18 protein-coding genes are annotated in these 18,222 nt (G+C 66.6%); 9 read left to right on the top strand and 9 right to left on the bottom strand.

Annotated features, from left to right (window positions below; translation table 11 throughout):
* Window positions 1-7 precede the first annotated feature (7 nt).
* Window positions 8-829, bottom strand: a complete 822-nt coding sequence (locus tag NCR35_RS07100) for a haloacid dehalogenase type II (protein ID WP_250533797.1) — start codon at window positions 827-829, stop codon at window positions 8-10.
* A gap of 139 nt (window positions 830-968) precedes the next feature.
* Here NCR35_RS07100 and NCR35_RS07105 point away from each other — a divergent pair, with 139 nt between their 5' ends.
* Both NCR35_RS07105 and NCR35_RS07110 read left to right on the top strand, forming a co-directional pair.
* Window positions 969-1,883, top strand: coding sequence for a LysR family transcriptional regulator (locus NCR35_RS07105; protein ID WP_250533798.1), 915 nt, complete (start codon window positions 969-971; stop codon window positions 1,881-1,883).
* A 102-nt stretch (window positions 1,884-1,985) separates the two neighbouring features.
* The gene (locus NCR35_RS07110; RefSeq protein WP_159835955.1) at window positions 1,986-2,420 is read left to right on the top strand and encodes a universal stress protein; all 435 of its coding nucleotides are present in this window, start codon (window positions 1,986-1,988) and stop codon (window positions 2,418-2,420) included.
* A 90-nt stretch (window positions 2,421-2,510) separates the two neighbouring features.
* Here the strand turns inward: NCR35_RS07110 and aceA are convergent, their stop codons facing one another.
* The 3 genes from aceA to NCR35_RS07125 form a co-directional block, all read right to left on the bottom strand.
* A complete protein-coding gene (gene aceA / locus NCR35_RS07115; protein WP_250533799.1) occupies window positions 2,511-3,818 on the bottom strand; it encodes an isocitrate lyase in 1,308 nt (435 codons plus the stop codon).
* A 383-nt stretch (window positions 3,819-4,201) separates the two neighbouring features.
* Window positions 4,202-5,860 carry a DEAD/DEAH box helicase gene (locus tag NCR35_RS07120; protein ID WP_250533800.1) on the bottom strand — a complete coding sequence of 553 codons (1,659 nt, stop codon included), beginning with the start codon at window positions 5,858-5,860 and terminating at the stop codon, window positions 4,202-4,204.
* 438 nt (window positions 5,861-6,298) lie between these two features.
* Entirely contained in the window at window positions 6,299-6,568 is a 270-nt protein-coding gene (locus tag NCR35_RS07125; protein WP_250533801.1) for an acyl-CoA-binding protein, read from the bottom strand.
* 188 nt (window positions 6,569-6,756) lie between these two features.
* On the opposite strand from NCR35_RS07125, the gene tsaB reads away from it, so the two are divergent.
* The 4 genes from tsaB to NCR35_RS07145 are packed head-to-tail and all read left to right on the top strand — an operon-like array spanning window position 6,757 to window position 10,187.
* Window positions 6,757-7,572 (top strand): tRNA (adenosine(37)-N6)-threonylcarbamoyltransferase complex dimerization subunit type 1 TsaB, encoded by an 816-nt coding sequence (gene tsaB, locus NCR35_RS07130; RefSeq protein ID WP_250533802.1) that lies wholly within the window; start codon window positions 6,757-6,759, stop codon window positions 7,570-7,572.
* On the top strand, window positions 7,569-8,060 hold the full coding sequence (rimI, locus tag NCR35_RS07135) for a ribosomal protein S18-alanine N-acetyltransferase (RefSeq protein ID WP_175940106.1): 492 nt from the start codon (window positions 7,569-7,571) through the stop codon (window positions 8,058-8,060). The genes tsaB and rimI overlap by 4 nt, the downstream gene beginning before the upstream one ends.
* Window positions 8,047-9,216 (top strand): uracil-DNA glycosylase, encoded by a 1,170-nt coding sequence (locus tag NCR35_RS07140; protein WP_250533804.1) that lies wholly within the window; start codon window positions 8,047-8,049, stop codon window positions 9,214-9,216. Before rimI ends, NCR35_RS07140 begins: the two co-directional genes overlap by 14 nt.
* On the top strand, window positions 9,213-10,187 hold the full coding sequence (locus NCR35_RS07145) for a DUF1853 family protein (protein WP_250533805.1): 975 nt from the start codon (window positions 9,213-9,215) through the stop codon (window positions 10,185-10,187). Before NCR35_RS07140 ends, NCR35_RS07145 begins: the two co-directional genes overlap by 4 nt.
* 117 nt (window positions 10,188-10,304) lie before the next feature.
* Here NCR35_RS07145 and thiD read toward each other — a convergent pair whose 3' ends face one another.
* From thiD to lplT, 4 genes are all read right to left on the bottom strand, one after another.
* Window positions 10,305-11,117, bottom strand: coding sequence for a bifunctional hydroxymethylpyrimidine kinase/phosphomethylpyrimidine kinase (gene thiD, locus NCR35_RS07150; protein ID WP_250533806.1), 813 nt, complete (start codon window positions 11,115-11,117; stop codon window positions 10,305-10,307).
* 8 nt (window positions 11,118-11,125) lie between these two features.
* Window positions 11,126-11,773, bottom strand: a complete 648-nt coding sequence (gene thiE, locus NCR35_RS07155) for a thiamine phosphate synthase (RefSeq protein ID WP_250533927.1) — start codon at window positions 11,771-11,773, stop codon at window positions 11,126-11,128.
* A 2-nt stretch (window positions 11,774-11,775) separates the two neighbouring features.
* A complete protein-coding gene (gene thiM / locus NCR35_RS07160; protein ID WP_250533807.1) occupies window positions 11,776-12,591 on the bottom strand; it encodes a hydroxyethylthiazole kinase in 816 nt (271 codons plus the stop codon).
* A 64-nt stretch (window positions 12,592-12,655) separates the two neighbouring features.
* Entirely contained in the window at window positions 12,656-13,963 is a 1,308-nt protein-coding gene (gene lplT, locus NCR35_RS07165) for a lysophospholipid transporter LplT (protein WP_244848484.1), read from the bottom strand.
* Between the two features lie 302 nt (window positions 13,964-14,265).
* On the opposite strand from lplT, the gene alr reads away from it, so the two are divergent.
* The 3 genes from alr (at window position 14,266) to NCR35_RS07180 (ending at window position 17,189) form a co-directional block, all read left to right on the top strand.
* On the top strand, window positions 14,266-15,336 hold the full coding sequence (gene alr, locus NCR35_RS07170) for an alanine racemase (protein ID WP_250533808.1): 1,071 nt from the start codon (window positions 14,266-14,268) through the stop codon (window positions 15,334-15,336).
* Window positions 15,337-15,378: 42 nt separating this feature from the next.
* Window positions 15,379-16,767, top strand: a complete 1,389-nt coding sequence (gene radA, locus NCR35_RS07175) for a DNA repair protein RadA (protein ID WP_175940113.1) — start codon at window positions 15,379-15,381, stop codon at window positions 16,765-16,767.
* Between the two features lie 158 nt (window positions 16,768-16,925).
* Window positions 16,926-17,189, top strand: coding sequence for a DUF2866 domain-containing protein (locus NCR35_RS07180; protein ID WP_241269851.1), 264 nt, complete (start codon window positions 16,926-16,928; stop codon window positions 17,187-17,189).
* On the opposite strand, the gene NCR35_RS07185 is transcribed toward NCR35_RS07180, so the two are convergent.
* Entirely contained in the window at window positions 17,186-18,217 is a 1,032-nt protein-coding gene (locus NCR35_RS07185; RefSeq protein WP_250533809.1) for a CaiB/BaiF CoA transferase family protein, read from the bottom strand. The two genes, NCR35_RS07180 and NCR35_RS07185, sit on opposite strands and share 4 nt — an antisense overlap.
* Between the last annotated feature and the right edge of the window lie 5 nt (window positions 18,218-18,222).

The following is an 18,222-nucleotide window of genomic DNA, read 5'->3' on the forward strand; positions in this document are numbered from 1 at the left end:
TTGGGTTCTACTGGTTCGGCGATGAGGAGCGCTTTCGCGCGCCGGCGCGATCGGCGGCGAGCGCAATCGGCTGCTGCGCGCAACCGCCTTCGATAAACGCGACGAGGTCGTTCATGCCGCGCCCCATCGCGCGCGGCGCGACCCCGAGTTCCTCGACCGGCAGGCTCGCGCGATCCAGCCAGAACGTGGTGTAGCCGAACCACGTCGCGCCCGCGATATCCCATCCGTTGGACGAGACGAACACGATCTCGCGCGCCGCCGCGCCGAACGCTTCGAGGCCGAGTTCATAGGCAGCGGCGGCGGGCTTGAACGCGCGCACGGCCTCGACCGACAGCACGTGATCGAAGAAGCCCGCCATGCCGACGCTTTTGACGGCGATGTCGAGCATCGGCGGATTACCGTTCGACAGAATCGCGAGCGGCAGACCGTGCCGTTCGCGCAGCGTTTTCAGCGCGGGCAGCGTGTCGGGGAACGCGGAGAGGCAGGCGTATTCGTCCATCAGGCGCTTCTCGGCTGCGGCCGTGAGCGCGTCCGTGAGGCCGAGGCGCGCGGCTGCGTATCGCAGGGCGTCGATGGTGATGTCCCAGAACGGCGCGTAATGGCTGCCGGACGAATCGGCGAGGCTGCGTAGCTGCGTGTATTCGATCTGCTTCTGGCGCCAAAGCTGGGACAACGCCTGGCCGTTGCCGGGAAAAAGCTGCTCGGCGACAGCGACGACCGAGTGAACGTCGAAGAGCGTGCCGTAAGCGTCGAAGATGACTGCGCGGGGAAGAACAGGCGAGGGTGTGGGCGAGGGTGTGGACGATGCGTGTGTCGTTGTGGCCGACATAGCCGTGCGCTCCATGAAGAGGTCGGGGTCGATTCTATTGGTGATCGAACGGGTGGAAAAAGGCCGGTGAGATCACTTGATCTTTTACTTTTACATACCTAATCTGTGCGCCAGTTCCCCGCATTGACGAGCAAAGCGCATGGATCGGTTCAAGCAGATAGAGACGTTCGCCTCCGTCGCCGCGAAAGGCAGTCTTTCGGCGGCGGCGCAGGCGGAAGGCATCGCGCCGGCGGTCATCGGCAGAAGACTGGACGCGCTGGAGGAACGGCTCGGCGTGAAGCTGCTCGTGCGCACGACGCGCAAGATCACGCTCACGTTCGAAGGCTCCGCGTTTCTCGAAGACTGTCAGCGCATCATCAACGACATGCAGAACGCGGAGGCGAGCGTGTCGGCGGGCGGCGTGAAGGCGAGCGGGCACGTGCGCGTGTCGGCGCCTGCGGGTTTCGGCCGGCGCCACGTCGCGCCGCTCGTCGCGGCTTTCACGACGCTGCACCCGGACGTCTCCGTGAGCCTCGACCTGACGGACCGCATGGTCGATCTCGTCAACGAAGGCTTCGATTGCGCGGTGCGGCTCGGCGAGTTGCCGGATTCGTCGCTGGTGTCGCTCAAGCTCGGCGAAAACCGGCGCGTCTGCGTGGCGTCGCCCGAGTATCTGCAAAAGCGCGGCAAGCCCGCCACGTTGAGCGCGCTTGCCGATCACAACTGCCTCGCGCTCGGCGCGTCCGCCAATCAGCAGCGCGGCTGGGTGTTTCAGCAGGACGGCAAGGTCGTGACGATCAAGGTGTCCGGCACGATGGAATGCTCGGACGGCGCGGTGCTCCACGATTGGTGCCTCGAAGGGCGCGGCCTCGCGTGGCGATCTTGGTGGGAAGTGGGCGCGGATATCGGCGCGGGAAGGCTCGTCAGCGTGCTCGACGATTTCGCCGCGCCGCCCATCGGTATTCACGCCGTGTTTCCGCAGCGACGGCATCTGCCGTTGCGGGTGCGGCTGTTTCTCGATCTGCTCAAGCATACCTATGCCGCTCCGGGATACTGGGAAGCGCTCGTTTCGTAACGCGACTCGCTACGGATTCCTACTTATCGTTATATCGGTTGCATCGCCGCGCGGCCGCCTGGCTACAATGAAAGCGTGCCCCGCCGTTCCAAGGAGGACGCCATGTTCAAGCACATCCTGGTACCGACCGACGGCTCGGAGCTGTCGCAGAAAGCCATAGACGGCGCCATCGACCTCGCGCAGTCCGTCGGCGCGCGCATCACCGCTTACGCGTGTCTGCCGCAGTATCCGTACTCGCCGTTCGCGGATGTCGCCGTCGAGCCGCCCGACGACTTTCACGCCCGCGCCGAACGCGAGGCGCGCGAGCATCTGCGGGCCGTCGAGCGCGCGGCCGAGGAGGCGGGCGTGCCGTGCGACAGCGTGACGAGCATCGAGGCGGCACCGTATATCGGGATCATCGACGCGGCGGAGCAGAACGGCTGCGATGTCATCCTGATGGCGTCGCACGGCCGTCGCGGGCTGGGAAGCCTGCTTATCGGCAGCGAAACGCAGCGCGTGCTGACGCACACGCGCATTCCGGTCATCGTGTACCGCTGATGTCGCGGCGGCCGACGTGCCTACCAGGCGCGCCACGGCCGCCGCTTTCTTCACCGCTCTCCCTGATTCAGCCTGCCCTCGGGCAATGCTTTAGGCTACTTTCTTGTCGAAGAACTGCTCGTCTTCGGTCGATCCGTGCAGCGCCGTCGTCGATGCTTCGCGCTCGACCGTCTGCGTGACCGCGTCGAAGTAGCCCGTGCCCACTTCGCGCTGATGCTTGACCGCCGTGAAGCCCTTGTCGGCGGCGGCGAACTCGGCCTGCTGCAACTCGACGAACGCGCTCATCTGCGTGCGCGCATAGCCGTGCGCCAGGTTGAACATCGAGTAGTTCAGCGCGTGGAAGCCCGCGAGCGTGATGAACTGGAACTTGTAGCCCATCGCGCCGAGTTCGCGCTGGAACTTGGCGATGGTCGCGTCGTCGAGGTTCTTCTTCCAGTTGAACGACGGCGAGCAGTTGTACGACAGCAGCTTGCCGGGGAACTGCTTGTGGATGGCCTCGGCGAACTTCTTCGCGTATTCGAGGTCCGGCTTGCCCGTTTCGCACCAGACGAGATCGGCGTACGGCGCGTAGGCGAGACCGCGCGACACGGCCTGTTCGAGACCCGGCCGCGTGCGATAGAAGCCTTCCACGGTGCGCTCGCCGGTCAGGAACGGCTTGTCGTTTTCGTCGATGTCGGAGGTCACGAGATCGGCGGCTTCGGCGTCGGTGCGCGCGACGAGCAGCGTCGGCGTGCCGCAGACGTCCGCGGCGAGACGCGCGGCGACCAGTTTCGCGACGTTCTCGCGCGTCGGCACGAGCACCTTGCCGCCCATGTGGCCGCACTTCTTCACGGAGGCGAGCTGGTCTTCGAAGTGAACGCCTGCCGCGCCGGCTTCGATCATCGCCTTCATCAGTTCGAACGCATTCAGCACGCCGCCGAAGCCGGCTTCCGCGTCCGCCACGATCGGCGCGAAGTAGTCGATATAACCTTCGTCGCCCGGGTTCTTGCCTTCGGACCACTGGATCTGATCGGCGCGCGTGAACGTGTTGTTGATGCGCTTCACGACGAGCGGCACCGAATTGGCCGGATACAGCGACTGGTCCGGATACATTTCGCCCGCGATGTTGGCGTCGCCGGCCACTTGCCAGCCGGACAGGTAGACGGCCTTGAGGCCTGCTTTCACCTGCTGCATCGCCTGATTGCCGGTCAGCGCGCCGAGCGCATTGACGAACGGCTCTTCCTGGATCAGCGACCACAGTTTCTCGGCGCCGCGTCGCGCGAGCGTGTGCTCGACCGGCACCGAGCCGCGCAGGCGCACGACGTCCTCGGCCGAGTAGCCGCGCTTGATGCCTTTCCAGCGCGGATCGGTTTCCCACTGCTGATGGAGTTGCTGGGCTTGTTGTTGACGTGAGGTCATGGCGTTTCTCCTTGAGATTGGGCTGTACGACGAAACCGTGGTCGATGCTTGATCGCGTTGTGAGCAATGCCGCTGCTTTTTGCTCAACTCTTATATAAGAGTGTAGGCCGGTCGATGGTCGATAAAAAGCTGTCGCAAGGAGTTTTAGCCGATATAAATTTCTCCTGAAATCAACCGCTTACGGCGAACTTTCCATAAAGTGAAACGTCCTTTCCCATGCCGCAATCGCGCCCGTTGTGCCGCGCAGCAAGGCTTTTGCGACGCAAAAAAACGTTGCGCATTATGAAATCCGAAAACGGGCGAAAAAAAACCGATGCGCGAGGCATCGGTTTTCTTGTCCTGCTGGCAAAAGACAGCGCTATCGCGCCGTCTCTGCGCTTACATCAGTTGCCGCGGCGCGGTGCGCGCGGGCCGTCGTTGCGGCGCGCGCTGTAGCCGTCGCGCTGGCCGAAGCCGCCTTCGCGGTTGCCGCCGCGATAGCCGCCGTCACGGTCGCCGCTGCCGGCGTTGCCGCCGCGATAACCGCCTTCGCGATAGCCGCCTTCGCGCGAACCGGCGCCCGACTTGTTGCCGTAGCCGCTGGCGTTGGCCGCGCCGTAGCCGCGTCCGCCGCCATTGCCGCTGCCGCTGCCGAAGCGCCGGCCGCCGTTACCGCTGCCCGGACGGCCGCGTCCGCCGAAACCGCCCTTCGGCGGCGACTTGCGCGGCTCGAAGCCCGCGACGACGTTCACCGGCAGCGGCGCGTGCACGAAGCGCTCGATGCGCTTAAGCGCGCCCATTTCGGCGTGATGCACGAGGCTCACGGCCGTGCCGCTGCGTCCCGCGCGGCCCGTGCGGCCGATGCGGTGCACGTAGTCTTCGGCGAACTTCGGCAGGTCGTAGTTGAAGACGTGCGTGATGCCCGGAATATCGATGCCGCGTGCCGCGACGTCCGTGGCCACCAGCACGCGCACGCGGCGCTCGCGCAGCGCGCGGATGGTGCGGTTGCGCGCGCCTTGCGGCAGGTCGCCGTGCAGCGCGGCGGATTCGAAGCCCGCGTCCGACAGACGATTCGCGATCAGATCGGCGTCGCTCTTCGTCGCCGTGAACACGATGGCCTGATCCAGCTCGGTATCGCGCAGCAGGTGATCGAGCAGGCGATCCTTGTGGTCGCGGTCGTCGACGTAATGCACGGTCTGCGCGATGTTGCTGCGCGCTTCGAGCTTCTGCACGATCTCGATGCGCTCCGGGTCGTTCAGCAGGCGACCGGTCAGCGACGCGATCTTGCCGTCGATGGTTGCCGAGAAGAGCAGCGTCTGACGCGTGGCCGGCGTGGCCGCGACGATCGTCTCGATGTCTTCGATGAAGCCCATGTCGAGCATGCGGTCGGCTTCGTCGAGCACGAGCATCTTGAGGTTCGACAGGTCGATGCGGCCGCGCTCCAGATGGTCGATCAGACGGCCCGGCGTCGCGACGAGGATTTCAGGGTTCTTCGCAAGCAGCATTAGTTGCTGGCCGTACGCGACGCCACCGAGAATGCTGACGGTGCGCAAGCGGCGCAGATGGCGGCCATACGTGGTCGCGGCGGCGGACACTTGCATTGCGAGTTCGCGCGTCGGCGTGAGCACGAGCAACTGCGGGCGCGCGATCGGCTGCGGACGGCGGCCGGGACGGGCGTTCGGGTCGCGCGGCTGACGCGGCTGCTGCGCCTGGAGCTTCTCGAGTTGCGCGAATTTTTCGATGGCCGGCAGCATGAACGCCGCCGTCTTGCCGGAGCCGGTCGGGCTCGAAACGAGCAGATCGCGGCCGGCGAGCGCGGCGGGAATCGCGCGCTGCTGCACGGGCGTCGGCGACTGGTAGCCGGCTTCGGTCAATGCGGACACGATATCGGCCGAAAGACCGAGCGATTCGAAAGTGGGGCCGGCGGGTGCGGCGGGAGCCGCTTCGGCTGAGGCAGCAGCCGAGGCTGCGGCGGCGGGTTCTGCCGTGTCAGCGGCGGGGGAAATGCCAAGCGTTTGTGCTGCGATGTTGTCCAACGGGCTGGGGGTGAAGCTCGAAGTCATGTCGATCCTTGAAACGGGAAATAAGGCGTCGGCGCCAATCGGCATACCCAGGTCGTTGGATTCAGCGAGCGAAGAAACAGCGAGCAAATCGAAAAACGGGGGCAACTCGCGCAAACAGACGGCGAGCATCGTTGTTAGAAGCTGTATCGGATACGTCGGCGCGCTTAAGCACTGACGTCAGCCTGGTGCATGACGGGCCGCGAAATGAATAGCGCACAAACGATGCGCTACGGCCTGGCAGGGAAGGGACAGTTTCTAAACTGGATTGGAGCGAAACGCTACGAAGCGCTTTAAAACGGGGCACGTTGCCTTGCGGCGTGCGCCTCGTAATCAAGCTGCATGACAAGAAGTATATCGGAATTTGCTGCACCGCGCCACAGTTTGACGCATTCGCGCGCCATCGGAGGGCATCGAAGGCGCGCGGCAGATGTCGCTCGGTTAGCCTGCCTCGCCGCGTTTGAGCGACTCGACGAGTTCGACGTAGCGTTCCTTCGCGGTATCGGCCGGCGTGCCTTTCAGCGCGGCCCAGGCTTCGTGCTTGTATTTGCCGGCCATGTCGGTGAAGCCGGGCACGTCGCTTTGCACGTCGCCGACGCTCGCCTGCTTGTACAGCGCGTAAAGACGCAGGAGCGTGAGATTGCCGGGGCGCTCGGGCAACTGCGTGACCTCGGCTTGCGCGCGGGCGAATTGCTGATCGATGTCGGTCATGCGGGCGTCCTTTCCAATTTGAGATGCAGACGATCTTAGCAAGCGCAAGCGGGCCGGCTGTGGAGGCATCCTTCGAATCCGGTCGCATGACAAACTGCGCGCGTCATCGCGCGGAAAAGTCCGCGAGCGCATGCCGCATGTCAGGTGAGCCGCGAAAGCCGGCGCACTCCCGCATTACAATACGGCCTATGACACGCACCGTACTGCTCGCTCTCGATACTTCGACGGAATTCTGCTCCGTCGCGCTCCTGCTCGACGATCCCGCGCCAAAGCCGTCGTCCGCTGCCGCGCCCGCCTACATGAGCGGCGATACATCGGTGTGGTTCCGCCACGAAGCGACGGGCGCGGTGTCCAGCACGCGCCTTTTGCCGGCGGTGCGCGAGCTGCTCGACGAAGCAGGGCTCACGCTCGCCGATTGCAACGCCATTGCCTTCGGCGCGGGGCCGGGGTCGTTCACCGGCCTGCGGACGGCGACCGGCGTCGCGCAAGGACTTGCGTTCGGGCTGAACGTGCCGGTGGTGCCGGTGAGCACGCTGCTTGCCTGCGCGGAAGCGGCCCGGCTCAACGACGCGTCGTTGCCGGATCGCGTGCTCGTCGCGCTGGATGCGCGCATGGATGAAGTCTATTGGGCCGAATTCGAATACGAGCGCGAATACGAGCGCGAACCCGCGCCCGGCGACTGGCGCGAAGTGCTTGCCGCATCGCTCGATCGTCCGGACGCGCTGCCGCTTCCTTCGGTGCCGTTCGCGCTCGCGGGCAACGCGGCGGTGGCCTTCGGCGATCGCCTGCCCGCGCTCGCGGCCGCCGCGCATGTGGACCGCGATGCGCTGCCACACGCGTTGCCGGTCGCGCTGCTCGGTTTGCGCGCGCTCAGGGCGGGACGCGCGGTCGCGCCGGAACTCGCCGCGCCGGACTACGTGCGCAACAAGGTCGCGCAGACGACAGCCGAGCGCACCGAAGCGCGCGCCGCTGCGGCCAAGGCCGGCGCGGAGGCGCTTCGGTGAGCGGCGTGTTGCTCGCGGATCGGTATCTCACGCCGATGACCGAAGCGGACCTCGACGAAGTCGCCGCTGTCGAGAAGCTCGCCTACGAATTCCCATGGAGCCGCGGAAATTTTCAGGACTCGCTGCGCAACGGCTACTACGGCGTGTGCCTGCGCCACGTGACCGGCACGCTCATCGGCTACTGCGTGCTGATGCCTGTGGTCGATGAGATGCATCTGCTCAATCTCTGCGTCGCGCCGTCCGCCCAGCGCGCCGGCGCGGGCCTGACGCTGCTGCGCGAGGCGGTGCGCGTCGCGCGTGCCGAAAAGCTCGAAGGCATGCTGCTCGAAGTGCGGCCGTCGAATGCGCGCGCCATCCAGCTTTACGAGCGCTTCGGCTTTACGGCCATCGGGCGTCGCAAGAATTATTACCCCGCGCGGCATCGGTCGCGCGAGGACGCAATCGTCATGCGTCTGTCGTTCAAGGAGAGTGCGCATGGCGCTCGATGAATCGCTAGTCGAGGAACTCGGGATCGGGTTCGTATGGGTGAGGAGGAGGGCTGGGGGCAATGCGCCAGCAGAGCCGCTGCCGCCGCACGGCTCCCGCGATGCTGCCGCCGATGCGGCGCCGCAGGCTGACCGGGCAGTCGCCGCGCCCAGCTTGCAAGCACCGATGCCGCCGATCGACGCCTCTCGCACAGCAGCGCCGGATTTCGCGGATACGGCGGGCGCCCGCGCCCCAGCAGCCGATGCAGCGAAAGCGGCCCCTCGCCCGGACCCGGCAGTCGCCCCGAACCGCTCGTACGCGGAAAACACGACGCCCCGGGCAGAGCCGGCTCCAACCGCGAGCCGCTCTGATTCATCGACGCCGCCGCTCGACGCTCCGGCTCCTGTGCTCGCCCGCAACGCCGCATCCGCGAAAGCCCGCACCGAGCCGCAGTCCGAATCAGACGCGCAGTACTCGGATTACCCACCGTTCGACGCCTACGACGACCTCCCGTGGACCGACGACGCGCCATCGTCTGCCACGCCCGTCGCGCCCGCCGTCCCCGACGACGTCCGCACGCTCGACTGGACGGCGCTTGAAGATCGCGTCACGGGCTGCGAACTGTGCCGACTGTGCGAACGCCGGACGAACGCGGTCTTCGGCGTGGGCGACCGCGAAGCCGACTGGATGCTGATCGGCGAAGCGCCCGGCGAGAACGAGGACAAGCAGGGCGAGCCGTTCGTCGGACAGGCGGGCAAGCTGCTCGACAACATGCTGCATGCGCTCGGCCTTTCGCGCGAATCGAACGTCTATATCGCGAACGTCATCAAGTGCCGGCCGCCCGGCAACCGCAATCCGGAACTCGATGAAGTCGCGCGTTGCGAGCCGTATCTGCAGCGTCAGGTCGAACTCGTGAAGCCGAAGATCATCGTCGCGCTCGGGCGTTTCGCGGCGCAGAGTCTGCTCAAGAGCGAGGCGAGCATCGCGGCGTTGCGCGGGCGCGTGCACGAGTATCGCGGCGTGCCGGTCGTCGTCACCTATCACCCGGCGTACCTGTTGCGCAGTCTGCCCGACAAGGCGAAGGCCTGGGCCGATTTGTGCCTCGCCCGCAAGACGCACGCCGATGCGCTCGCCGCGCTCGGCGTCGAACCGGGAGCCGGGAAGGGCGCGCGCGGATGACCAGCCTGTCGCGGCTCGTCGATCGCTTCGGGGACGCGACGGTGCGTGATCTGGCGTGGCTGCTTTTCTCGCCCGATCTGCTGCGCGGGAGCGCGGCGGGCGCGCCGCTCGCGCGGCCGTTTGAATCGGCCGATGCGCGAGACGCCACGCTCACGTGGCTCGCTGCGCTCGACGCCGCGCCGGACGCATTGCACGTGCGCTCGCGTAATCCCAAATCGACGCGCCTCGGCATCTACGCCGAAAGCCTGCTCGAATATTTTCTGGCGCATGGGCCGGCCGCGCGGCTGATCGCGGCGAACGTGCCGCTGCGGCGTCAGCGCCGCACCATCGGAGAATGCGATTTTCTGCTGGAGACGGCGGCCGGCGCGCGGCTGCACTGGGAACTGGCGGTGAAGTTCTACTTGCACATCGGCGATGGCGTCGAGCGCGCGGCGCGCTTGTCGGACTATGTCGGGCCCAATTTGCAGGATCGCTTCGATCTGAAGCACGCGCGGCTTTTGACGCATCAACTCGGCTTGACGTCGCGGGCGGAGTTCGCCGCGCTCGGGCTGGAGGGGCCGTGGCAACCGCAGTTGTTCATCAAGGGGCGGCTCTTCTATCACGATGAAGGCATCTCGCCCGCCCCGGAAGTCGGCGAAGCGCATGTGCGCGGCTGGTGGCTGACGGCGACGGAATGGCGCCATCGGCATAAAGCGCACGAAGCGCAGCAAGAGCGCGCGTGGGTGGTGCAGCCGCGGCTTGCATGGCTCGCGCCGCGCCGCCTCAACGCGCAGGATGCCGATTCGCTGATCGACGAGGCCGCCGCCATCCACACGCGTCTCGCCGCCATCGCCGCGCCGACCATGGTCGCCGCCTACGTGCGCGACGGCGCGACCGGTTGGACCGAGGAATCGCGCGGTTTCATCGTCCCGGACGACTGGCCGGAGCGGGCGAGAGCGTTCGCTGCTTCCGGGCTTCCCGCGCCCGCGTGACTATCGGACGCGTGGTCGGAGTTCGGCCGCGCGCTTCGCTTCGGCGGTGGCGCTCACCGGGGCAATCGCGCGGCTTCACCTTTCCGGCCGAAGCATCCGCCGCCTCCGCCTGCCCGATCACCACCACCGATAAAAATGATGCACCGGCCCGACGCCGTGACCGACGTCCAGTCGCGCGCTCGCCTCGATCGCGCCGCTGAGATACCGCTTCGCCTCGGCGGTGGCGCTGGCGAGATCGCCGGTCCGAGGGATCAGCGCGGCAATGGCCGCCGACAGCGTGCAGCCGGTGCCGTGCGTGTTCTTCAGCGCGACGCGCGCGCCGGCAAGCCGCAGCGCGCCCGTCGTTTCGATCAGCCAGTCCGGACTGTCCGCCGATGCCAGATGCCCGCCCTTCATCAGCACCGCGCGCGCGCCCGAGGCAAGCAGCGCCTCGCCCTGACGCACCATCGCGTCTTCGTCTGCGGCGGGCTGCGTGCCGAGCAGCGCCGCCGCTTCCGGCAGATTCGGCGTGACGAGGGTCGCGAGCGGCAGCAGTTCGTCGCGCAGCGCGGCCACTGCTTCGGGCGCGAGCAGCGCGTGATTGCTCTTCGAGATCATCACGGTGTCGAGCACGACATGCGTCGGGCGATGCCGCCTGAGCGCGTCGGCCACCGCGCGCACGATGCCCGCGTTCGCCAGCATCCCGATCTTCACTGCGTCGATGCGGATGTCGTCGAAAATGGCATCGAGCTGGGCCGTGACGAACGCCGGCTCCGGCGCGTGGACAGCCGTGACGCCGCGCGTGTTCTGGGCGGTCAGCGCCGTAATGACGCTCGCGCCGTAGGCGCCGAGCGCGGAAAACGCTTTCAGATCGGCCTGAATGCCCGCGCCGCCGCCCGAATCGGAACCGGCGACCGTGAGCACGTTGGGAATGGGTTGGGTCGAAGACATGTGAAAAGTCAGGATGAGGCGCGACGGATGATCTCGCGCAGTTCGGTCGACGCAGCGCGCGGATCGGCTGCCTTGCAAATCGCGGAAACGACCGCGAGTCCCGCCGGTTTCGCGCGCATGACGTCGGCCGCGTTGTGTGCCTGGATGCCGCCTATCGCCACGGTCGGCCAGCGCGAACTCGTGCGCATCGCGGCGAGCCCGTCGATGCCGCAGGGCGCGGAGGCGTCGGTTTTGGTCGGCGTCGCGTAGACGGGTCCCGCTCCGACATAGTCGATCACGTCTTCCAGCCGGTTCGCGTCCGCGACTTCCGCGAGATTCGACACCGACAGGCCGATCAGCGCATCCGGCCCGAGCAGCCGCCGCGCGACGTCCGCGGGCAGATCGCGCTGGCCGACGTGAACGCCGTCCGCGCCGGCCGCAAGCGCGACATCCACGTGATCGTTGATGACGAGCGGAACGCCGCGCGCACGCGTCAACGGCAACAAGTCGAGTGCCAGCGCGAGCCACGCGCGCTTGTGCCACTCCGGCGCGCGCAATTGGAGCAGCGTCGCGCCGCCGTCCAGCGCCGCGCGGGCGACCGACACGGCCGCGTCGTGGCCGCCGCACTGCACCGGGTCGAGCACGAGATAGAGCGAAACGTCGAACGCGCGCCGCATGTTCACGATACGACCACCTCGCGCAGCACGAGCGTCGCGTCGAATGCGGCCGAGTCCACCGACGCCAGCCCGTCCAGATACGCGACGGCGAAGCTGCCGGGTAACGCGGCTTCGCGGGCGGCGAGTTCGCCGGCGACGGTCGAATAGGCGATCGCCGCGATCGTCGCGGTCAAGTGTTCATCGCCCGATTGCGCCGCGCCGACTAACGCCGCGACGGTCGCCGAGAGCGCGCAGCCGACGCCCGTCACGCGCGTCATCAGCGGCGAGCCGTTCGAGAGCGCGATCACGCGGCGGCCATCGGTGATGTAGTCGGTCGCGCCGGTGACGGCGACGACGGCCTGCGTTTTCAGCGCGAGGATTTGTGCGGCGTCGAGCGCGGCGTCGGTGGTGGCGGTGCTGTCCACGCCGCGTCCGCTCGCTTCGCCGCCCGACAGGCTGATGATTTCCGACGCGTTGCCGCGAATCACGGCCGGCTTCGCGTCGAGCAATTCGAGCGCGAATTCGGTGCGAAACGCGAGCGGGCCGACTGCGACCGGATCGAGCACCCAGGGCGTGCCCGCGCTGTTGGCGGCATCGACGGCGGCGCGCATCGCGCGCATTTGCGGCACGTCGAGCGTGCCGAGGTTGATCAGCAGCGCATTGGCGAGCGGCGCGAACTGCGCGGCTTCCTCGCGCGCGACGACCATCGCCGGCGCCGCGCCGATGGCGAGCAGCACGTTGGCCGTGAAGTTGGTGACGACGAGATTCGTCAGGCAGTGGACGAGCGGCGCGCGCTCGCGCACGCGCGTGACGAACGAAAAGAGATCGGCAGCAAGCATGATGAGGAGAGATTAGCCCGATCGGCCGATGACCGCAGCCCAAACAGCAGCCAAATCGGCAACGTCAGTGCCGCGCTTCGCCGATCAGCGCGACGGAATCGAACGCGCGCTGATTCGCCTGATGGCGGCGCATCACGAAGTACATCATCAGACACACGAACGAGCCGAACATCACGATCACGAACTGGATCGGCATGTCGAGCCAGACGAGCACCGCGTACAGGCACAGCATGATGAGCACGGACAGGTTCTCGTTGAAGTTCTGCACGGCGATCGAATGGCCGGCGGACAGCAGCACGTGCCCGCGATGCTGCAAAAGCGCGTTCATCGGCACGACGAAAAAGCCCGACAGACCGCCGACGATCATCAGGAACAGATAAGCGATCAGCAGATAGCCCGGGAAGTGCATCCGGCCGAAGTAGACGCCCCAATGCGCGGGAAAGAGATGCCGCGTGTAGAAGGCCATCAGCATGACGGCGAGCCCCATCGCGATGCCCACCGGCAGCACCGAGAGCGAACGCTTGAGCGGCACGCGCGCCGCCGCGAGCACCGCGCCGGCCGCCACGCCCACGGCGATCACCGCCTGCAGGATGGCCGCCTGCGAAAGCGTCATGCCGAGCGACACCTCGGCCCACTTGAGCACGATGAATTGCAGCGTCGCGCCCGCGCCCCAGAAGAGCGTCGTGACCGCGAGCGAAATCTGGCCGAGCTTGTCGCGCCAGAGCGTGAGAAAGCAGTCGGCGAAATCGGTGATGAGCTTGATGGGCCGATGTTCCTGCTTCGGGTAGCGCGCGCCCGTATCGGGAATGCGCAGGTTGAAGACGGCGGCGACCACGTACATCAGCATGATGACGAGCATCGCGGCTTCGGCGGGCGTATTGATGCGCGGTATGTGCAGCGTCAGCAAGTGACTCGCGATATGCGGGCTGATGAGCGCGCCGCCCATGACGGTGCCGAGAATGATGGAGCCGACCGTCGTGCCTTCGATCCAGCCGTTCGCGGCGACGAGCCGGTCGGGCGGCAGCAATTCCGTGAGAATGCCGTACTTCGCGGGCGAATAGGCCGCCGCGCCGAAGCCGACGATGCCATAGGCCAGAAGCGGATGCGCGCCGACCAGCATCGTGATGCAGCCCACCACCTTGATGGAATTGGTGACGAACATCACGCGCCCCTTCGGCCGCGAGTCCGCGAAAGCGCCGACGAACGCCGCCAGAATCACGTAGGAGAGCACGAAGAACAGCTTGAGCAGCGGCGTCATCCAGTTCGGCGCGTGAAGGTCTTTCAGCAGTGCGATGGCAGCGATCAGTAGAGCGTTATCGGCCAGCGACGAGAAAAACTGCGCGGCCATGATGGTGTAAAAACCTTTTTTCATCTGATCCGAAGCTTTCCTCACTGCCGGGAATTCGCCCCCGACGCCGCCGCTGATACCGGTCGCGCGTTCGGGCTTATGCCGTTCGAAATGGGTTGTGCGCACGGCTTTATAACACGAAAATAGGCGCATTCTGACTAGCAGTAATCTCGATTACATGCGAGACGGTACGTTCGCACGTCTCTTTCGTCATAAAGTACTGATTCGCAAGGTGTCTGGATTGGCGAACCGGCCGCTCGCCCCATTGGCGTATGCTTGCCTTTCCGCCTGAACCGCCTTTTGAACCGCATTCCCGACCAAAACTCATGCCGCGCCCCCTTTCCGCAACGATTCACACCGCCGCTCTCGCCAACAACCTTGCCATTGCGCGCAAGTACGCGCCGAAATCCAAAATCTGGGCCGTCGTCAAGGCCAATGCGTATGGCCACGGTCTCGCGCGAGCGTTCCCCGGACTTCGCGCGACGGACGGATTCGGTCTTCTGGACCTCGAAGAAGCAGCGAAGTTGCGCGAACTCGGCTGGGCGGGCCCCATTTTGTTGCTCGAAGGCTTCTTTCGTCCGACGGATATCGACGTGATCGACCGTTACAGTCTGACCACGGCGATTCACTGCGACGAGCAGTTGCGCATGCTGGAAATGGCGCGGCTCTCGAAGCCGGTCAACATCCAGCTGAAGATGAATAGCGGCATGAACCGGCTCGGCTACACGCCGGAGCGGTTCCGCGCGGCGTGGGAGCGGGCGCGCGCCTGCCACGGCATCGGGCAGATCACGCTCATGACCCATTTTTCCGACGCCGACAGCGAACGCGGCATCGCGCATCAGCTGCAGGCGTTCGAGCGCGGCGCGGAAGGCATCGCGGGCGCGCGCAGCCTGTCGAACTCGGCGGCCGTGCTGTGGCATCCGAACGCGCACTTCGACTGGGTGCGCCCGGGCATCATTCTCTACGGCGCGTCGCCGTCGGGCGTGACGGCCGATATCGCCGATACGGGCCTCAAACCCGCCATGACTCTCGCTTCCGAGCTGATCGCCGTGCAGACGGTGCAGCCGGGCGACAGCATCGGCTACGGCTCGACCTACACGGCGAACCGGCCGATGCGCATCGGCGTGGTCGCGTGCGGGTACGCGGACGGCTATCCGCGCATCGCGCCCGAAGGCACGCCGGTCATCGTCGACGGCGTGCGGACGGCGCTCGTCGGCCGCGTCTCGATGGACATGCTCACCGTCGATCTGACGCCGTGCCCGAACGCGGGCATGGGTTCGCGCGTGGAATTGTGGGGCGCGAACCTGCCGATCGACGACGTGGCCCGCGCGTGCGGCACCATCGGCTACGAGCTGATGTGCGCGATCGCGCAGCGCGTGCCGGTCCGCGCGGAATGAACGCCGCATCGGGCGTTGGCAATAAATATCTAAAGGCAATACGTGGCAAAAGCAGCGAAGGCAAAGACGCTTTACATCTGTAGCGAGTGCGGCGGACAAGCGCCGAAGTGGACGGGACAGTGCGCGGCATGTGGGGCGTGGAACACGCTCGTGGAATCGGTGGAGCAGGCGCCGTCGGCGCATCGCTTCCAGGCGCTCGCGAAGAGCTCGCCTGTGCAGCGGCTCGCCGACATCGAAGCGGCGGACGTGCCGCGCTTTTCGACCGGCGTCGGCGAGTTCGACCGCGTGCTCGGCGGCGGTCTCGTGCCGGGCGGCGTGGTGCTGATCGGCGGCGACCCGGGCATCGGCAAATCGACGCTCTTGCTGCAATCGCTCGCCGAGATCGCGCGTGAGCGGCCGTCGCTCTACGTGAGCGGCGAGGAATCCGGCGCGCAGATCGCGTTGCGCGCGCAGCGGCTCGGCTTGCTCGGCGGCTCCGCGAGCGCGGCGGCGGACCTCGCGCTGCTCGCCGAGATTCAGCTAGAAAAGATTCAGGCGGCCATCGACGAGCAACGTCCGGAAGTCGCCGTCATCGATTCGATCCAGACCGTCTATTCCGAGGCGCTGACCTCCGCGCCGGGTTCCGTCGCGCAGGTCCGCGAATGCGCGGCGCAACTGACGCGCATCGCCAAGCAGACGGGCACGGCCATCATCATGGTCGGTCACGTGACGAAGGAAGGCAGTCTCGCTGGGCCGCGCGTGCTGGAGCATATCGTCGATACGGTGCTGTACTTCGAAGGCGACACGCATTCGTCCTTCCGGCTCGTGCGCGCGTTCAAGAACCGCTTCGGCGCGGTCAATGAGCTCGGCGTCTTCGCGATGACGGAGAAAGGCTTGCGCGGCGTGGCGAATCCGTCGGCGCTTTTCTTGTCGCAGCATGAGCAGAGCGTCGCGGGGTCGTGCGTGCTCGTGACGCAGGAAGGTTCGCGGCCGCTGCTCGTCGAAGTGCAGGCGCTCGTCGATACGGCGCATGTGCCGAATCCGCGCCGCCTCGCGGTCGGGCTGGAGCAGAACCGGCTCGCGCTGCTGCTCGCGGTGCTGCATCGGCATGCGGGCATCGCGTGTTTCGATCAGGACGTGTTCCTGAACGCGGTGGGCGGCGTGAAGATCACCGAGCCCGCCGCCGATCTGGCCGTGCTGCTCGCGATTCATTCGTCGATGCGTAACAAGCCTCTGCCAAAGGGTCTCATCACGTTCGGCGAAGTGGGTCTGGCGGGCGAAATCCGGCCGTCGCCGCGCGGGCAGGATCGCCTGAAGGAAGCGGCCAAGCTCGGCTTTTCCGTCGCGCTGATTCCGAAGGCCAATGCGCCGAAGCAGGCAGTGGACGGTCTCAAGGTGATCGCGGTCGATCGGATCGAAGAGGCCATCGACCGCGTGCGCGATCTCGAGTGAACGGATCGGACCCTCGGTAACGGGCCGTAAGAAAATCGCGCGCCGCTGTAACCTGGCGCGGGCGCGGTTTTCATATCCTTTCGGGACCCAGGACCGGCGGATGAAGCCACCACGCGCCGCCGCGCCGAAGTGACTGGATGGATCGAGAGGATCACGCTTTGAAACATGTCAAAACAGCCCGGCCCGCCCCAGCATTCCACCTGCGCGGCTGCCGCGTCTCGGCGCCCCTGCAACAGCCGTTCGGCAGCGGATGCCGGATCGTCGAATGGATCGACGGCGAAGGGCAGATTTCGCGGCGCGTCGTGTCCGCGGACGTAACCGAGGCGGAAGTCGTCGCGACCATTCGCCGTCACGTCACGGGCCGCAAACACGTGCTCGTCGACGACGAGCGTCAGCCGCGTCAGACCTTGCCGCGACGCTAGTTTTCGCGGCCGCGAAAGAGCGGATGCACCGCCGCTTCCGCCGGCGTGAGCACCGGCGAGACGCAGCAGTCGAGCGGTTCGAGGACCGCCATCCATTCGTCGCGCGTGCGCTCGCGGATGCACGCGGCGAGGCGGGCCGTCAGTTCCTTCGCATCCGCACCGCCGATGGCCTGCCCGAGACTCCAGTGTCGCGCGGCCCACTCCGGGCGGCCGAGCGCGCCGCATAGCGTCTGCCAGAACTTCAGTTCGAGCGCGCCGACGGCCACGAACTTGTCGTCCGCCGTGCGATAGACGTTGTAGCAGGGCACGCCGCCGTTCAGCAGGCCGGCTCCCGCGCGCGTGCTCGCGTCGTCGGCATTGGCGAGCGCGATGTGCGCCATCACGTTGTGGGCGTGAACGGCGTGCGTCATGGAAACATCGAGGAAGCGGCCTTCGCCCCCGCGCGCGACGTGCCAGAGCGCCGCCAGCATTTGCGTCACCGCCGCGAGCGCCCCGCCGAGCAGGTCCGCAAGCTGGAAGTTGGGCACGATGGGCGCGCCGTCCGCATCGGCAAGCTGATCCAGCACGCCCGCATACGCGATGTAGTTCAGGTCGTGCCCCGCCTTGTCGGCGAACGCGCCTTCGCTGCCGAACCCCGTGATCGCGCAGTAGACGAGCTTCGGGTTGACCTGCCGCAGCACGTCGTAGCCGACGCCGAGCCGCGTCATCACCGCCGGCCGGAAGCTCTCGACGAGCACGTCCGCATCTCTCGCGAGTTCGACCAATTTCGCGCGCCCGGCTTCGGTCTTCAGATCGAGCGTCAGCGACCGCTTGCCGCGATTCACGATCCGATAGAACGCGCTCGGCGCGCCGCTCGCGCGGTCGGCGTCGCTTTGCAGCATCGAGCGCGCGTAGTCGCCTTCGCCCGGCGGCTCGATCTTCAACACGTCCGCGCCCAGTTCGGCGAGGCGCAGCGTGGCGACCGGTCCGGGCAGAAGCCGCGTGAGATCCAGCACGCGAAGACCGGCGAGAGCGGGGGAGGTCGTCAAGTCGT

The organism is Caballeronia sp. AZ10_KS36 (genome assembly GCF_023631105.1).
Lineage (GTDB): Bacteria > Pseudomonadota > Gammaproteobacteria > Burkholderiales > Burkholderiaceae > Caballeronia.